8 protein-coding genes are annotated in these 17268 nt (G+C 65.0%); 4 read left to right on the top strand and 4 right to left on the bottom strand.

Translation table 11 applies throughout. The features are described 5' to 3' along the window. Positions 1-19 precede the first annotated feature (19 nt). Both HL671_RS38325 and HL671_RS11430 read right to left on the bottom strand, forming a co-directional pair. The gene (locus HL671_RS38325; protein ID WP_307769034.1) at positions 20-2743 is read right to left on the bottom strand and encodes an autotransporter domain-containing protein; all 2724 of its coding nucleotides are present in this window, start codon (positions 2741-2743) and stop codon (positions 20-22) included. 249 nt (positions 2744-2992) lie between these two features. Next, positions 2993-6691, bottom strand: a complete 3699-nt coding sequence (locus tag HL671_RS11430) for a YhdP family protein (protein WP_012044031.1) — start codon at positions 6689-6691, stop codon at positions 2993-2995. 498 nt (positions 6692-7189) lie between these two features. On the opposite strand from HL671_RS11430, the gene HL671_RS11425 reads away from it, so the two are divergent. Continuing rightward, positions 7190-7897, top strand: a complete 708-nt coding sequence (locus HL671_RS11425) for a peroxiredoxin (protein WP_012044030.1) — start codon at positions 7190-7192, stop codon at positions 7895-7897. Positions 7898-8003: 106 nt separating this feature from the next. Then, positions 8004-9365, top strand: a complete 1362-nt coding sequence (locus HL671_RS11420) for a M23 family metallopeptidase (RefSeq protein WP_012044029.1) — start codon at positions 8004-8006, stop codon at positions 9363-9365. Positions 9366-9440: 75 nt separating this feature from the next. On the opposite strand, the gene HL671_RS11415 is transcribed toward HL671_RS11420, so the two are convergent. Both HL671_RS11415 and HL671_RS11410 read right to left on the bottom strand, forming a co-directional pair. Then, positions 9441-10658, bottom strand: coding sequence for a LysM peptidoglycan-binding domain-containing protein (locus HL671_RS11415; RefSeq protein ID WP_172236455.1), 1218 nt, complete (start codon positions 10656-10658; stop codon positions 9441-9443). A 151-nt stretch (positions 10659-10809) separates the two neighbouring features. Beyond that, positions 10810-11976, bottom strand: coding sequence for a trans-sulfuration enzyme family protein (locus HL671_RS11410; protein ID WP_172236454.1), 1167 nt, complete (start codon positions 11974-11976; stop codon positions 10810-10812). 421 nt (positions 11977-12397) lie between these two features. Between HL671_RS11410 and cas9 the strand changes: the two genes are divergently transcribed. Then, complete coding sequence (gene cas9 / locus HL671_RS11405) at positions 12398-15592, top strand: type II CRISPR RNA-guided endonuclease Cas9 (protein WP_172236453.1); 3195 nt, start codon at positions 12398-12400, stop codon at positions 15590-15592. 322 nt (positions 15593-15914) lie between these two features. Beyond that, positions 15915-17177: a methyl-accepting chemotaxis protein gene (locus HL671_RS11400; protein ID WP_012044025.1), complete on the top strand. Its 1263-nt coding sequence runs from the start codon at positions 15915-15917 to the stop codon at positions 17175-17177. Positions 17178-17268 lie beyond the last annotated feature (91 nt).

Raw genomic sequence — 17268 nt, 5'->3', positions numbered from 1 at the left:
CGCACCGGAAGCGACCCGGCTACCACGCGTAGCGAACGACGGCTTTGCCCGCATATGAGCGGGTCGTATCCGAAAACTCCCCTTCGAAGGTCGCTGCCGCCGACCAGCCGGCCATCCAATGCATCTCGACCGCGGCGCTGGTCAGCGCCGAATCTCTGGCTTGCGCCGCCCCATTGACGACAAAACTCGCCCCGGGCACCGCCTGGAATGTTGCGGCAGTCGCCCGGTCGGGATTGAAGTCATGCGCCCAGGCAAGGCGGCCACGAAGAGAGAGCACACCATTTGTCACCGCAAACGACTTGTCAGTACGGACGCCGAGCTCGCTGCGGGTGTCGGTCGGGCTCCTCGAAGCGTAATTCAAGGCGAAGCTTCCGGCACCGGAGACCACCTGCTCCGAATAGGACGGCAGGGCGATCGTGGTGACCTGCGCCGCTGCGTAGGGCGCGATGCCGACGCCACCGCTCCAAGGTCCGACAAAGCGGTAGCCACCTTCGACCCGGCCGGAATAGGCGTTCGCGTTGAACGCCGCGCGGAGATGATCGACGCCTGTGATCGTCACGTAGCGATCGGTCGTGATGTCCTGCCAACCATAAGCCGCCGCTGCCGAGACGTAGGCCGGTCCGTCCGTGTGGCGCATATACGCACCGACCTGAAAAAGATCAGAGCGTCCCGAACCGAGTCCGTTGATGCTGAAATTCGTGCCACCTCCGGCGAGCGAGAAGCCCGCCAGCGTATTCGGCGAAAACAGGTAGTCGGCCCCCGCAGCTGCACCGTAGATTCGGCTGGTCGTGTCACTCGATCCAACGCTCGCTTGCCCGTTGCTCGATTGCGACCCACCGAAGCCTGCGGTCCACACGTTCCAGTGCTGCACGAATGGCAGCGGAGGGGCTTTGGTGAACATCGCAAACGCGTCGGCCCGCCGATTTGCCTGGTTCGCCTCGCGCTCGCCCGCAAACCCTGCCCGGCCGGACCACGAAGCAGGCGCGGCCGTGCTTTGTATCAGTGGGTCGGTGAGTAGCCCGATGAACTGGCCCATTGCATCGAACGTCGTGTGCTGCGGCAACGTGCCAACCTCACCTGAGGCCTGCGTCAGCCCATTCGCCGTCAGCCCAGCATAGACGAACGGAATTCCACTGCCGGTGAACACGTTGATCAGCGTATTCCCGACTGCGGCCTGGTTGCCCTTGAGCCCACCGGGAAGTCCGTAATTGAGGATCAGATCAAGGTAGACATCCTTGGTGGTGTAGCTCAGCGCAGCATGAAAATTCGCGGGCAGGTTGGTCTCCACCAAGGTGGAGAACCTCGTGTCGTTAAGGCCGCCGGCCGCGGACAGGATCGTGTATCGCTTGGTCACATAGGCGGCGGGGTTGAAGACCGCATTCACCGTGCCCGACAATGCCGCCGTTCCCGACGCGACGATCTGATCGGATGCGGTGGGCGAGACCTTGACCAGATAGGTTCCGCCCGAATTCAGGATCAAATTGCCGCTGAGATTGGTCGTCTGGATCGCGGCGCTCCCGCCGGGAGCGAGCAATCCACTATTTGTCAGCGTCATTCCGTCCCCGAGCGCAATCCAAGCGCCCGGCGCGAACACGGCCCCTGCAAGATTGTTGAAGCTGTTGGTTCCGCGGCCGAGGTTGACGCTGCCAAGGATGGTGCCGGAATTGTTGACGACAATGTTGCCGGTATCGCCCAAAATCGCGCTTCCTGCGGTGCCCGCTGCGCTGGTGACCGTGCCATAATTCGTCAGGACGTTGGCGTTGCCTCCCTGCAGGTAGATGCCGGCGCCCGCTCCCGGCCCTCCGGAGATCGTACCTCCCAGGTTGGTCACGGTGGTGTTGCCTATACTGGACGTGATGGCATGGATTGCGTAGGAGCCGTCGCCGGACGCGGTGAGGTTGCCGTTCGAGCTGATGGAGCTGAGTTGGCCAAAGGATGTGGATCGCGCGAGGATGCCATCAGACCCGCTTCCGCTCGTGACGATATTGCCGATCGAATTGATGGCGATGTCCCTGCCGGACGCAGTGATTCCTGGAGCGCTGCTTCCCGATGTCGCCAGGTTGCCTTGCGACGAGATCCTCGCCAGGGAGCCGCTGCTGAATGCCGCAATGGCGGCCGAGCTGTCGCCTGCGGTCGTCACGTTTCCCTTCGACGTCACCGCGCTCGAGAAGGCGCCCGCCTGCGCGACAAGACCGTTGGAGCTGTTCCCATTCGTCGAGATGTCTCCCGTCGAGTCAAGAGTCACGCCCCCGCAGCAACTCGTGCCGGCGGTGATACCGGCCGCGCCGGCCCCGCGGGTCGAGATGTTTCCCGTCGAGCTGACACGGACATCGAAGCTCGGCTCACCACCGCTGTACGCAACGATCCCCGCACCCCCATTGGTGGAGATCGCCCCTTTGAATGTGAGATCTACGTTTCGCGCACTGATGAACCTCACCCCTCCAGCCCCGGAGGTGATGATTTGAAACGGCCCGAGATCGATCGTGCTGGAAATATCGGAGGTGAATTGCCCGGCCGAAACGCCGGCAGTCCCTGAGGTCGGCGTGATGCTGGTGGTCAGTGAATTGACCAGCAGCGTGGCCGCGGAGGGATCGACCGCAACACCCGCCGACACATCTCCAGTGCAGGTTTGAACCGTTCCGCCGATTGAGCAGCCGGCCCGGGCTGAATCCGGCGCGACGATCAGACCCAGCAGCGCAAAAACGCCGGCACGCAGTCCGACCAGGACAAGCGAGTGTTTCACAATGAACTCTCAGAAACAGTAAGAAACTACCGGAAATATAGTCGCAAGCCGACGCATGCCGCAATCTGATCTTGCACCATACGCGCATTGAATCCTGCAGGTGCACCGGCGGGCCCCCAAGAAGGTGTCTGCCGACGTGCCTCGACAATCGACGAGCTTGGACAGGGCGTCGCTTGTCTCGCGCGCCAACCACAACCAAGGGTATTCGTCAAGAAAGCGGCCTCAACGCCGACCGGCGCCGCCAGCCCCTCAATTGTTCGGCGGCAGCTCACCCGGCGGGTATTGCTGCTTGCCCGTGTTGAAATCCATGATCTTGCGCGTCACGCCCGGCAGCATCGCCGAGATCGGATTGATGCGCACCACCGGCTGGCTCGGCGTTCCCACGACCTCGTAGGTCACGCCAAACAGACCCTCATTGCTGCCGCCGAGGAACAGACCGACGATCGGAATCTGGTTGAACATGTTGTTCAGCCCATACAGCGGCACGATCGTGCCGGAGGCGCGGACCTGGTTGACGTTGTAGTCGATGCTGCCTTCGAGGGTGAGGCCGAGCGTCGGTCCCTTGACGACGCCGTCACGAACCGAGAGCAGCCCGTTCTGCCGTGTGAACTCCGCGCGCAACATCGTGAAGGCGATGCCTTGCGAGGCGCCCTGCACCGCGCCGGACGCGGCGCGATCGAGCGCCTGCTCGCCCCTGACGGTGAAATTGCGAACGATCGCCAGCCCCTCCTTCGGGCTGCTGTCGGCCGTCGGCGGCTCCATCGCGAGCTCCAGCTCGCCACCCGCCATCTTCGTATAGGTATCGGCAAAGCGCAGCAGCGCGCCGGCATCATTGGTCACGAGATAGATCACCTCGCGTCCCTGCCGGCGGGCGCGCGGATCGGAGCTCGGCGCCTCGCGGCCGACCCGAATATCCGCGGTGACCGGCGTATCGCGCCCGACCTTGCCGCTGAGATTGAAGCTCTTGAAGGCGCCGCCGCGCCTGGAGAGCTTGACATCGACGCTGCGCAGCGCCTCGCCATTGAAGCCGGCGACGGCTCCGAGCTTGACCTCGGCATCGAAATCGAGATTGGAACGCGCCTTGTTCTTCTCGGCATCCTTGTTGGTGCCCGAGATCGCCGATTTCAGGAAGCCGCGACCGTCGAACACGTCGCCGCGCATCGACAGCTTCAAAACGCCGTCCTGGCCGCGCTCGGCCTTCAGCTGCGTCTTGTCGCCCTCCGATGGCGAATAGGTCGGGAAGTTGGCGTTCATCAGGTCGCCGTTCTGGTCGACCTCAAGCGAGCCTTTGATCGCGACCCCGCCGCCTTCGACGTTGATGTCTTCGAAGCGGGTCGATTGCTGCTTGGCGACCACGTTGAAGGTCGCCTTGCCCGCCTTGCCCGGATTCTTGACCCAACCCGGCAGCAGATTGTCGAGCTTCAGCTTGGTCAGATCCGCTTCGACGCCGAGCCGGCTATCGCGATCGGGAGAGCCGGCGATCTTGCCGTTCAGCTTGAGCGGCACGTCACCGGTCACGGCCGTGCCAAGATCCATGCCGAGCCGCGCACGGCTGGCATCGTCGAGCACGGCCTGCATCTTGATGTCGGCGTCGCCCTCGGTCGGCTTGCGATAGTCGAGCGTCGCCGGTTGGCCGTTGATCTTGACGTCGCCCTTGACCTGATAGCCCGCGGTATTGGCGACGATCTTCAGCGTATTGGCCTCGAGCTTCTGGTTCATCACCAGCTTTTCGGCGGCGAAGCCGCTGAGGTCCGCCGTGACCGTATAATTGGTGTCGGCCTTGGTCAGCTCCCCCTTGACCGGCATCGCGAGCGTGACATTGGCCTGGAACGTGCCCTTGGTCTGGTTCGGATCGATCGGCACCGACGAGAGGTCGTTGAGCCGATCAGAGGCGAGAATCTCCGCTGCCGCGGCGACCTGCCCGTCGACGCGCATGCGCAGACGCGACGGCGACGGCTTCGGCGCCATGTCCGGCACTTCGAACACGACGTCGGAGAAGTTCAGCTTGCGCCCCGCGGGCGTGTCGGCCACGCCCTGCCCGATGGTCACCGTGGCGGTACGCCCCGTGACATGCGCCTTCATGTCGGCATCGCGCACCGACGGCAGGCCGTCGACGGGATGCACCGTGACATTGGTCGCCAAGATGTTGACGTCCAGTCCGTCATCCGGGATCGGCGGTCCCTTGCGCGGCAGGTTGCGGGTCGGCGAGTTCACCGCGACGTCGACGCGCTGCACGTTGCCGCGCTCGATCCGTTCGATGATCCAGGCCCGCACCTCCGGCACGATCAGCGCCGGCCAGATCCGCTTCAACGCCAGTGCCGGCATCGGCGTGGCGGCAAAGCCGAGCTTCAGCCGCGGCTCGCCGGCATATTCGACGCTGCCGGTCCCGGCGACACCGATCTCGCCGTTGGACACTTCGGCCTGCGTGAGCACCACGCGCTTGCCCTCGGTGTCGAAGCGGAAGTTGATCGAGATTCGGTTGAAGATCAGCGGCGCCTCGTTCTCGATCGCGCCGAGCAGGATGGTGCCGCCGCTCAGTCCGAGCCGCCAATCATTGACGGCGTCGTTGGGTGGCTCAAGATTGGCGTTCAGCGTGATCCGGTTGGCGCCCGAGATCACCTTGAACGGTGCGACCAGCACGCGGCGGCCGGCATCCCATTCCATACTCATCTCGGCGGAGTCGATCGCCATCGGATAATCCGGCGTATCGGTATCGATGATGTTGCCGGCGCCGATATTGATCTTGCCGCGCAGATAGGTCGGCAGCCCGTCACGGGCGAGCTCGCCCTTGATCTCGCCGGTCAGCGGCAGGTCGGCCATGTAGGTCAGGTCCTTCAGGCGCAGCGCCAGAAGGATGTTGCTGGTGGAGACCTTGTCGGCCTTGATGTCGATCGAGCGCACGCCGTTGGAGGGCGGTCCGACCAAAACCCGCAGCAGCCACGGCTTGGCGCCCTCCTCGCCCAGGCTCAGCGCGACGCCGCCGCCGGAGGGACGGCGCAGGCTGAGGCTGATATTTTCGAATGTCCATTTGTTGCCGCGCTGCTGGTCGTCGACGATCAGCACGCCGTTCTTCAAGCCGATCTCGTTGAGGTTCTGGCCATCGAGGCCAGTCAGGCTGAGGCTGTCGAGCCAGTCGAGACCGGCCAGCAGGCCGCTCTGGGCGCTCGCCGGCACCGCGGTCCCTGCGGCAGCCGGGTTCGCGGGCGCAGCTTGCTGGGTCGCCGCCTCGGGCGCGGTCGGCGGCGTGACGGGCTGGCCCGGCCGCGGGAAGGTCGGCGGCAGGCCTGCATCACGCTTGGAGGCAACGCCGGTGGCAAGCGGCTTGCTGGTCTCACCGGTGGAGACCGTGACCGTGCCGTCCGGGGTGATGCGGATCGCGAGCTCGGCATCGACCAGCTTCAGGCTTTCGGCCCGGAGCTGACCCATCAAAAGGGCAGCGCCGGACAGCCGCACCTCGGCCTTGGGCGCGCTGGCCACGATCGCCTGCTCCTGATCGCGAACGACAATGTCGCGAATCCGGACCGCGATCCGGATGCGGCCGGCGCGCTCGATCTGCGTGCCGCCGACCTCGACCGTATTGCCGTGACCGATATTGTCCGCGATCGCCGCGGCGAGCCAAGGCGTCGCAAGGTCGAGGCTGATCGGGCCGGCGCCGAGCCGCAGCCACAAGCCGCCGAACCCGATCGCCAGGATCAGGACCAGAGCGACCAGCGCAATGCCGATGCGCCGCGCCAGGCCGCCCTTGCGCGCCTTGCCGGACCGGCCCGACAGGGCAGCCGAGCCCGAATCGTCGCGCGACAGCAGCCTGCGGACGCGTTGGCCGGCGATCTCGTCATGCGCTGCATCCGCGTCGTGGGGGTGAGCCGTATCCCAATCGGCGTCATCCCACTGTTGGCCCTGGGTGTCCGCCTGCAGATGGGGCCGGTGGGGGGATGTCTGTCTTGCCATTGCCTCTCGGTGCTGGCCCCTGGTGTTGGATGCGTAGGTGACAATCTGGCCCGAGCCAGATTGGTCGCCGATGTTGCCCCGCCCGTTCACAGGCTGCGCGCTTCGATCGCCGGCATCGCCGCTTCCCCGCCCGTCCCACTGAAACGGGCCCAATCGAGCCGCCTGCTGTCGTCAATTCCGCGACGCGGAGAAGACGATGCACAAACTCCTCGTCACTATACCCTGCCGCCGTGAGGTTTGCCCACCCGCTCGTGCCGACGAAGCTGCGCTTCACCATGACCGGTCGGAATATGTGACGGGGACAGCTGATCCGGAGACGGTACGAGAGTCGTCATTGCTTTGGTACTCACGCGTGCTGGTATCCGTGATTTTCACGTCGTCGCAAGAGGCGTCGCCCCCCGCGTGCGCCGAAGCACGGATGCAAGATTTCCCGGGACACCGGACAAGGACCGAGACACTCTCATGATTGAGCTGCGGAAAGCGACGAAAGGAAGGCGTATGTCAAAGGAATCACGAAAGAAATCCTCCAATCCGGGAGTCCGCGATGGGATCGCGGGGAACCGGGCCGCAATGGCCGCCAAGAAGGCCGTCAAAAAGACCGCCAAGCCCGTGACGACGAAGCCTGCCAAGGCGACCAAGACGACAACAGCCAAGACGACCGTCGCCAAGAAGGCAGCCAAGCCCGCGACCAAGCCCTCGGCGAAGGCGAAGCCCGCATCGACCATCCCCGCTGCAGGCGGAATCGTACTGGCCGAGGGCGCCAAGGCCCCTGCCTTCAAGCTGCCGCGCGACGGCGGCGGAACCGTTTCGCTGGCCGACTATGCCGGACAAAAGCTGGTGTTGTTCTTCTATCCGAAAGCCAATACCCCCGGATGCACCAAGGAAGCGATCGACTTCACCCGCCTGACCAAGGAGTTTGCCGCCGCCGGCACCGCGGTGCTCGGCGTATCCGCCGATTCGGTCAAGGCGCAGGACAATTTCCGCGACAAGCACGATCTGGCCGTGCCGCTGATCTCCGACGAGACGCACGAGATGCTGGAGGCCTATGGCGCCTGGGGCGAGAAATCCCTCTATGGCCGCAAATTCCTCGGCATCATCCGGAGCACGGTGCTGATCGGCGCCGACGGCCGCGTCGCCAAAGTGTGGCGCAACGTCAAGGTCGACGGCCATGCCGACGCCGTGCTCACGGCGGCGCGCGAGCTCTGAGATTGCAACGCATGGTGTTGGGGAAAAATTAACCATGCAGGGGTCAAATCCCTCCCGTAAATGACGCCGCTGGAAACGATGAGCTCCGGCCGGCGCGGGAGTGTCGATGTCGCATCGTTCCGGCCAGTACGCCGAATATCCCCAGCACCATTCGCATGACCGCGGGCGCGCCGTGCAGCAGCGGCGCTCTCCGGTCGGTCACCCTGCCCCCGCTCCGGCCACCTCGCAGAGCGACTACACGCTGGTGCATGCCGGCCGCCAGGTCCGAATCGGCCCGGTCGTGTTCTGGATCGTCGTCGGCACCGTCAGCCTGCTCGGCCTGTGGTCGGCGGCGACCGCCACCTATTTCGCATTCCGCGACGACGTGCTGACGCGCCTGATCGCCCGTCAGGCCGAGATGCAATACGCCTATGAGGATCGGATCGCGGAGCTGCGCGCCAAGGTCGATCGCGCCACCAGCCGTCAATTGCTCGACCAGGAGCAGTTCGACCAGAAGCTCGACCAGATCCTGAAGCGCCAGACCGCGCTCGAGGGCCGCGCCACCGCGCTGGGCAGCATTCCCGATGTGACCGGCGCGATCCGTCCGCCGGCGCGCGGCCCCGCGATCGAGCCGTCCGCCGCGCCGGCCACGCCGAAGCCGTCGCCGATCAGCGATACCGTGATCTTCACGGCGCCGCCAGACCGTGAGGCGCGGCTGGAATCGCGCAGCCCCGTGCTGGCGAACGTGCAACCGAACCAGGCGACCAAGCTCGCCGGCGTCGACAATGTGCTGACGCGGCTGACGCGCTCGCTCGACCAGGTCGAAGCGCGGCAGCTGGCAATGCTGTCGTCGGCGGAAGAGACGCTCGAATCGAAGCTGCGCCGGATGCGCGGCGTGATCACCGATCTCGGCCTCGACATGGGCCAGCTCGAAGCTGCGGCCCCGAAGGGCGCGATGGGCGGCCCCTTCGTGCCGGTGAAGCTCGGCGCCGAATCCGGCCCGTTCGAGCGCCAGCTCTATCGCATCAACATCACCCGCGCGCAGGTCGAGAAGATGAACCGCACGCTGTCGCTGGTGCCCTATCGCAAGCCGGTCATCGGAGAGGTCGAGTTCACCTCCGGATTTGGCGTGCGCTCCGATCCGTTCCTCGGCCGGCCCGCGATGCACACGGGCCTCGATTTCCGTGCAGCCACAGGCGATCCGGTCCGCGTCACCGCCAATGGAAAGGTGGTCAATGCTGGCTGGTCAGGCGGCTATGGCCGCATGGTCGAGGTCGATCACGGCAACGGCCTGTCCACCCGTTATGGCCATCTCTCCGAGATCAACGTCAAGATCGGCCAGCAGGTGAAGATCGGCGACATCATCGGTGAGGTCGGCTCGACCGGCCGCTCGACCGGCCCGCATCTGCACTACGAAACGCGCATCGACGGCGAGGCGGTCGACCCGCAGAAATTCCTGCGCGCCGGCGTGCGGCTCAGCGCCGGTTGACGCGGCCATCTGCCGACACCGCTTCTCCCAAGTTTCGCCAATCTTGCAAGCCGCGTGATCGCGGGTAGCATCGCATTATCGCTTGGCCGGCAGCAGGAACACCTGACCCGGATAGATCAGGTCGGGACTGCGGATCTGCTCGCGATTGGCCTTGTAGATCACGGCGTAGCGCGTCCCACCGCCGAGCAGGCGCCGGCTGATGTGCCACAGGCTGTCGCCGCGGGCGACGGTGACGGTGATCATCTTCGGCTCACCTCCGCCGGCATGAGCGACCGTGTCCTGGGAACCACCCGCGGCTGCGAGCGCTGTGCGCTGAGCTGCCGGACTGCCGTTCGCCTTGCCTGCAGCTCCCGCGGCTGATGGCAGCGAGGCGGTCGTCGAGTCCTCCGGCAGACTTAACGGCACCTCGGCCCGGGCCTGAACCGATCCCGACTTCGGATCCACCTCGTCGAGCCGGATCCGGTCGTTGCTGGCGCGCGCCACGTCCTTGCCGATGGTGATGTTCAAACGTCCATCGGCGGCTGCGGTCGCCGAGGAGATCAGGCGATCATTCAGGTAAAGTCTCACGGTCGCCCCCGGCCGCGCGCGGCCGCTGACGCGGAGGATGCCGCTCGGCTCGACGTCGACCGCGTCCACCGCGAGCGCCTGCGGGATCGATCCCGAAGGCTTCGAGAGAACGCGGGTCGGTTCGCCGGGCGCGAGCAGGGCCACGGTCGCCGGCTGTCGGCCAGCCTCGACGATGACGGCAACGCTCTGTTTCGAGGACAGCTCTCGCCCATCCGCGAGCTTCGCCCGCAAGGTCAGATCGTAGGTCCCCGCAGGGAGCCGCCGTGGAACCATGGCAAACTGCCCGGAACGATCCGCAACGGTGCGATCGTGGACCTCGCCATTGCGCAGCAGTTCCACGGCGGCCCCAGGCGTCGCCCGGCCCGCGACGACGGCGTCACCCGATGGGTCGACATTGACCACGTCAAACGCCGGCAAATCGCTATCGGCACTCGGCTGAGGAACGAGCGGGCTCAGCACGTCTGCGAGACCACCCGCCTGCTGCTGCATCTTGGCGAGCGGGCTTGCAGCGCGATCCTGGTCCTGAGCGCCAGGAGTTTGCACGGCGACCCCGCCCGATCCGGACTGGGCCGGCGCCCCTGCGCCCGCTGCCGTCTTCTCCCTGGCGGAGGGCGGAAAATCAAAATTGATGGCTGGGTCGAACACGAAGATCAGCGCGACCGCCGTCACGGCGACGGCCACCACGCCGAGGACGATGCGGATCACCGCTTTGCCGCTGACGATCATGCGTCGCTCCATCCCTGGTCGATTTCGCTCGTGCTTGCGCCGAGCCATTACGAGCCCCCTCTATACACCATCGCGGCCAAGCCGGCACGATTCCGCAAAACTCCGGACCGCCGCGCCCGATGTGAGCCGCCACGAGGTTAACGAGCGCAGCTCAGCCGGACCCGAGCGCCGCAAGAAAGCGCGTGAGGTCCTCCCAGAGTTCGTTTGGCTCTTCGAGGCCGATGCTGAGCCGGACCAATCCCTCCACCGGATTCCAAGGGCGCACCGTGCGGCTGGCCGCGACGTCCATCGGCGCGATCAGGCTGTGGGTGCCGCCCCACGACGCGCCAATCGCGAACAACCGCAGATGTCCGAGCGCAACAGGGATCCGCGCCGTGAACTCCGGCCGGATCACGATGCTGAAAACGGCGCTCGCGCCGGTGTAATCGCGCGCAAAGATCTCGTGACCCGGACAGGACGGCAGCGCCGGATGCAGAACACGCGCAACCGCAGGCACGCTCTGCAGCCGTTCGGCAAAGTCACGCGCGACACGGCCGCTATGCGCGATGCGAACGCCCATCGTCTCGATACCACGCAAGGCCAGCGCCGCCTCGTCGGGCGAGACGCCGATGCCGAGTACGCCCAGCACCTGCTTGAGCGCGCTGTGCAGAGCCAGATCCTTGACCGTGATCGAGCCCAGCAGCAGGTCGGAATGGCCGCCGACATATTTCGTCAGCGCCTCGATCGCGAAATCGACGCCATGCGCCAGCGGCTTGAACAACAACGGACTGGCCCAGGTATTGTCGCAGCCCGTCAGCACGCCCCTCGCCTTCGCGACGGCAGCGATCGCCGCGACATCCTGCACCTCCATTGTTCCGGAGCCCGGCGACTCCAGCCATATGAGCTTCGTGCTGGCATCAATGAGGTCGGCAATACCGGCGCCGATCAGCGGATCATAGACCGCGTAAGAGATGCCGCGCGACGCGAGATAGTTCGCGCACAGGTCACGTACCGGTGGATAGACGTGATCCGGTATCAGCACCTTGTCGCCCGGCTTGAGCACCGCAATCATCGTCACCGCGACGGCCGCCTGCCCGGACGGAACCAACACGGTGCGTTCGCCGCCATGCAGCGCCGTCAGTTGCGCTTCCAAGGTCCGCGTCGTGGGCGTTCCATGCAGGCCGTAAGTGTAGCCGTCCAGGCCGCGCTCCGCGCGATGCGCGAACGCCTGCGGATCGCTATAGACAATGGTCGAGGCGCGAAAGGTCGGAACCGCGAGCGACGAAAAGCCGTCATGAGACACTGTGGGGTGCTGAACACAGCGGGTGAGATCGTGCATGAAAATCCTCGTGAGGAGACGTCGCAACGATCGTAGCCAAACGAGATCACGGATGCGAGCGCAGCGTCTGCAAGGTCCATTACGCTGGATTCCTTGCGTCATCGAACTGACTCGCGCCAGTGCGCCCACCAAATGGAAGGGGCGAGCCGCAGCCCGCCCCATTTGGTGCTCTATTCGAACTTGTTAACGGGAGGCCCTCAATCACCAGACCGCTACGTCGTTGGCAAAACCTCTATCCACGCATTCGACATAGATACCACCACCAGCATCTATTCCCCTTGAGGTTGTGTCAATCCGACACCTGGGGTGCAATCGAGAACAAAGCAGCCGGTCCTCAGAGTTGAATCAGCGCTGCGTCCATCGAACAATGACGGCTCGGTTGTCTGCTCCTTCCTCGGAGCAGGTTGAGTAATGAGTCATCATGAAGAGAACGAGTTTACGGGCCTACCGTCTGGGCGTGGATCTCGGCGCCAATTCGCTGGGATGGTTCGTGGTCTGGCTCGACGATCACGGACAGCCCGAGGGCCTTGGCCCGGGCGGCGTCAGGATTTTCCCCGACGGTCGTAACCCGCAATCCAAGCAATCCAATGCGGCCGGTCGCCGCCTCGCACGCAGTGCACGACGACGACGAGACCGCTATCTGCAGCGACGCGGAAAGCTGATGGGCTTGCTGGTCAAGCACGGCTTGATGCCCGCCGATGAGCCGGCCCGAAAGCGATTGAAATGCCTCGATCCCTATGGTCTCCGCGCGAAAGCGCTCGATGAAGTGCTGCCTTTGCATCATGTCGGCCGGGCGCTGTTTCACCTCAACCAGCGGCGCGGCCTGTTTGCCAATCGAGCGATCGAGCAAGGCGACAAGGACGCCAGCGCGATCAAGGCCGCGGCCGGCAGACTGCAGACATCGATGCAGGCGTGCGGCGCGCGCACGCTCGGCGAATTCCTCAACCGCCGTCATCAGCTCCGCGCCACAGTGCGCGCCCGCAGCCCTGTCGGCGGCGACGTCCAGGCGCGGTATGAATTCTATCCGACACGCGCGATGGTTGATGCGGAGTTCGAAGCCATCTGGGCGGCACAGGCACCGCATCACCCAACGATGACGGCCGAAGTGCATGACACGATCCGCGAGGCGATCTTCTCTCAACGCGCGATGAAGCGGCCGTCGATCGGGAAATGCTCGCTCGACCCCGCCACCAGCCAGGACGACGTCGACGGCTTTCGCTGCGCCTGGTCGCATCCCCTGGCGCAGCGTTTCCGCATCTGGCAGGACGTCCGCAATCTAGCCGTGGTGGAGACTGGCCCCACGTCTTCCAGGCTTGGCAAGGAGGATCAGGACAAGGTCGCACGGGCACTGCTACAGACCGACCAACTCAGCTTCGATGAGATCCGCCGCCTTCTCGGATTGCCGTCGGACGCGCGGTTCAACCTTGAAAGCGACCGGCGTGATCACCTCAAGGGCGACGCGACCGGCGCGATCCTGTCCGCCAGGAGGCATTTTGGCCCGGCATGGCATGACCGGTCCCTGGATCGTCAGATCGACATCGTCGCGCTGCTGGAGAGCGCGCTCGATGAAGCAGCGATCATCGCCTCGCTCGGGACAACTCACCGCCTTGATGAAGCAGCTGCGCAGCGGGCGTTGTCCGCCTTGCTGCCTGACGGATATTGCAGGCTTGGACTGAGGGCGATCAAGCGGGTCCTGCCGCTCATGGAAGCTGGCAGGACCTACGCGGAGGCCGCCAGCGCGGCCGGCTATGATCACGCTTTGCTGCCGAGCGGCAAGCTCTCTCCCACCGGCTACCTGCCCTATTATGGACAATGGCTGCAGAACGATGTCGTGGGCTCGGACGATGAGCGCGACACCAACGAACGGCGCTGGGGCCGCTTGCCGAATCCCACCGTTCACATCGGGATCGGCCAGTTGCGACGCGTCGTCAATGAGCTCATCAGACGGCATGGACCGCCGGCCGAGATCACCGTCGAGCTGACGCGTGACCTGAAGCTGTCGCCCCGACGGCTGGCGGAGCTCGAACGCGAGCAGGCCGAGAACCAGCGCAAGAACGACAGGCGTACCTCCCTATTGCGCAAGCTCGGGCTCCCCGCGAGCGCGCACAATCTCCTCAAGCTTCGGCTCTGGGACGAGCAAGGCGATGTTGCAAGCGAATGCCCCTATACGGGCGAGGCGATCGGCCTCGAACGTCTGGTCTCTGATGATGTGGATATCGATCACCTCATCCCATTCTCGATCAGCTGGGACGACAGCGCGGCCAACAAAGTGGTCTGCATGCGCTACGCCAATCGTGAGAAGGGCAATCGAACGCCGTTCGAGGCCTTTGGCCATCGCCAAGGCAGGCCTTACGATTGGGCGGACATTGCAGAACGCGCAGCGCGCCTGCCGCGCGGCAAGCGCTGGCGCTTCGGTCCAGGCGCGCGGGCGCAATTCGAGGAGCTCGGCGACTTTCAGGCACGCCTGCTCAACGAGACCAGCTGGCTGGCGCGCGTCGCCAAGCAATATCTCGCAGCGGTCACCCACCCGCACAGGATCCACGTTCTGCCGGGCCGGCTGACGGCGCTGCTCCGCGCAACATGGGAGCTCAACGATTTGCTGCCCGGAAGCGACGACAGAGCCGCGAAGAGCCGCAAGGACCACCGTCATCATGCCATCGACGCGCTGGTGGCCGCACTGACAGACCAGGCGCTGCTGCGCCGCATGGCGAGCGCGCATGACGATACGCGACGGACGATCGAAGTTCTCCTGCCCTGGCCGACGTTCCGGATCGATCTCGAGACCAGGCTGAAGGCGATGCTCGTATCGCACAAGCCCGATCACGGCCTCCAGGCCCGCCTGCATGAAGACACCGCCTATGGGACCGTCGAACACCCCGAAACCGAGGATGGTGCAAATCTGGTCTATCGGAAGACCTTCGTGGACATCAGCGAAAAGGAGATCGACCGCATTCGCGATCGCCGCTTGCGAGACCTCGTCAGAGCCCATGTGGCCGGCGAAAGGCAGCAGGGCAAGACGCTCAAAGCGGCGGTGCTGTCATTCGCGCAGCGCAGGGACATTGCTGGTCACCCGAATGGCATTCGCCATGTCCGCCTGACCAAATCGATCAAGCCGGACTATCTGGTACCGATCCGCGACAAAGCCGGCCGCATCTACAAGTCCTACAATACGGGCGAGAATGCCTTCGTCGACATCCTGCAAGCCGAGAGTGGCCGATGGATCGCGCGGGCCACGACCGTCTTTCAGGCCAATCAAGCCAATGAGTCGCATGACGCGCCAGCGGCGCAACCGATCATGCGGGTCTTCAAGGGCGACATGCTGCGCATCGATCACGCTGGCGCGGAGAAGTTCGTGAAGATCGTCAGGCTTTCGCCCTCGAACAACCTGCTCTACCTCGTCGAACATCATCAGGCGGGCGTGTTTCAGACCCGCCATAACGACCCGGAAGATTCCTTTCGGTGGCTCTTCGCCAGTTTTGACAAGCTTCGCGAATGGAACGCCGAGCTTGTCCGGATCGATACGCTGGGACAGCCCTGGCGGCGCAAGCGCGGCCCTGAAACAGGAAGCGAGGACGCCACTCGCATCGGCTGGACGCGACCAAAAAAATGGCCCTGAAGCCAGGGCCATGCACTGAGGCGAAGATAGCGGTCTGGTGATTGAGGGCCAACCGCAACTGTGCTCCACACCTTCAACGCGCCGGCGCATCATAGCGGTCTCGTGAACGAAAGCCACGCGCAACTTGGCCGTATCGCTGATCGCGCATGAAACCTCGCGCGCGGCTGCGCCGCCTCGATCTGCGGGAGAGGCGTCCCCGTGGTTGTCCGGCGGCTGAGACGCCCGGCGATTTCTTCCGCGCGCCTGCGCCACGAAGGTTTTGGTTAATTTTGTCCTGCTAGCTCTGATTCAATCTTCTCTGACAGTGGATTCGGGACCCCCCATGGCTTTCTTCTCCGGCAAGTCGGCTGATCGCGCGCACAACCTCTTGATGACCGAAGTCTTCGAACGCAATCGCGATGCCATTCTGGTGATGTCCGAGGGCAAGATCATCGCCTGCAACGAAACGGCAGTCCGTTTCGGCGGCTTCCGCAGCAAGCAGGACCTGCTGTCGCGCTCGCCCGCCACGATGGCGCCGGAGTTCCAGCCGAACGGCAAGCGGTCCGCCGACATGGTGCGCGAGATGGACGCCCAAGCCAGGCGCGAAGGCCATGCCAGCTTCGAGTGGACCACCAAGCGCGCCGACGGCAGCCCGGCCCTGGTGCAGATCACGCTGGTGCCGACGCAGGTCGAGGGCCAGACCTACGTCATGAGCTTCCGCCGCGATCTCTCGGATCTGGTCGCCGCCCGCGAGGAGAAGAAGCGCGCGCTGGACCGAATCGCCAAGGATTTCGAGACCAGCGTCGGCGCGATCGCCAATGCCATTTCCGGCGCCTCTCGCGAGGTGGAAACGACGGCCGCCTCGCTGACCGCGACTGCCGACCAGGCCGCGCAGCGCGTGGCGCTGGTGGCTTCGGCGTCCAACTCCGCCTCCTCCAACGTCCAGTCGGTCGCCGGCGCGACCGAGGAGCTGTCGAGCTCGGTCAGCGAGATCAACCGCCAAGTCGCGACCTCCTCGACGATCGCCTCAGAGGCGGTCGAGGCCTCGTCGCGGACCAACGACCTGGTCAACAGCCTGGCGGATGCCGCGGCCAAGATCGGCGCCGTGACCGACATGATCAACGCCATTGCGAGCCAGACCAACCTGCTGGCGCTGAACGCGACCATCGAGGCGGCGCGCGCCGGCGATGCCGGCCGCGGCTTCGCCGTGGTCGCCTCGGAGGTGAAGAGCCTGTCGAGCCAGACCGCGAAAGCAACCGACGAGATCTCGGCCCATATCAGCGCCATGCAGCGCGCGACCAGCGACACGGTCGCGGCGATCCAGGGCATCGGCGGGACCATCGGCCAGATCAGCGAGATCGCCAAGACGATCGCGACCGCCGTCGACCAGCAGGGCCACGCCACCCAGGAGATCGCGCGCTCGGTCAGCCAGGCCGCCAGCGGCACGCGCGAGGTCGCCACCAATATCGGCTCGGTCAGCCAGACGGTGGAATCCGCCGGCGGCGCCGCCCGGCAGATGCTGGGCGCGGCGGGCCAGCTCGCCAGGCACGCCGACGAGCTGCGCAGCAAGGTGAAGGACTTTTTGAACGCCGTGCAGGCGGCGTAGGGTTCGATCGTCCACGTATCACGTCGCGTCAAGCAGCGCTGCGGAGCTACGAGTTGGGAGGCGCCAGCTTCAAACGCGGTGTCGTCCCGGG

This window comes from Bradyrhizobium denitrificans (assembly GCF_013179005.1).
GTDB classification, from domain to species: Bacteria; Pseudomonadota; Alphaproteobacteria; order Rhizobiales; family Xanthobacteraceae; genus Bradyrhizobium; species Bradyrhizobium denitrificans.
The sequence above is the reverse complement of the archived record's forward strand: the minus strand, read 5'-3'. Positions and strand labels throughout refer to the sequence as shown.

Coding starts and splice junctions, on each gene's coding strand:
- HL671_RS11430 (WP_012044031.1), bottom strand. CDS start 6,691: ATGGCAAGACAGACATCCCCCCACCGGCCCCATCTGCAGGCGGACACC.
- HL671_RS11425 (WP_012044030.1), top strand. CDS start 7,190: ATGTCAAAGGAATCACGAAAGAAATCCTCCAATCCGGGAGTCCGCGAT.
- HL671_RS11420 (WP_012044029.1), top strand. CDS start 8,004: ATGTCGCATCGTTCCGGCCAGTACGCCGAATATCCCCAGCACCATTCG.
- HL671_RS11415 (WP_172236455.1), bottom strand. CDS start 10,658: ATGATCGTCAGCGGCAAAGCGGTGATCCGCATCGTCCTCGGCGTGGTG.
- HL671_RS11410 (WP_172236454.1), bottom strand. CDS start 11,976: ATGCACGATCTCACCCGCTGTGTTCAGCACCCCACAGTGTCTCATGAC.
- cas9 (WP_172236453.1), top strand. CDS start 12,398: ATGAAGAGAACGAGTTTACGGGCCTACCGTCTGGGCGTGGATCTCGGC.
- HL671_RS11400 (WP_012044025.1), top strand. CDS start 15,915: ATGGCTTTCTTCTCCGGCAAGTCGGCTGATCGCGCGCACAACCTCTTG.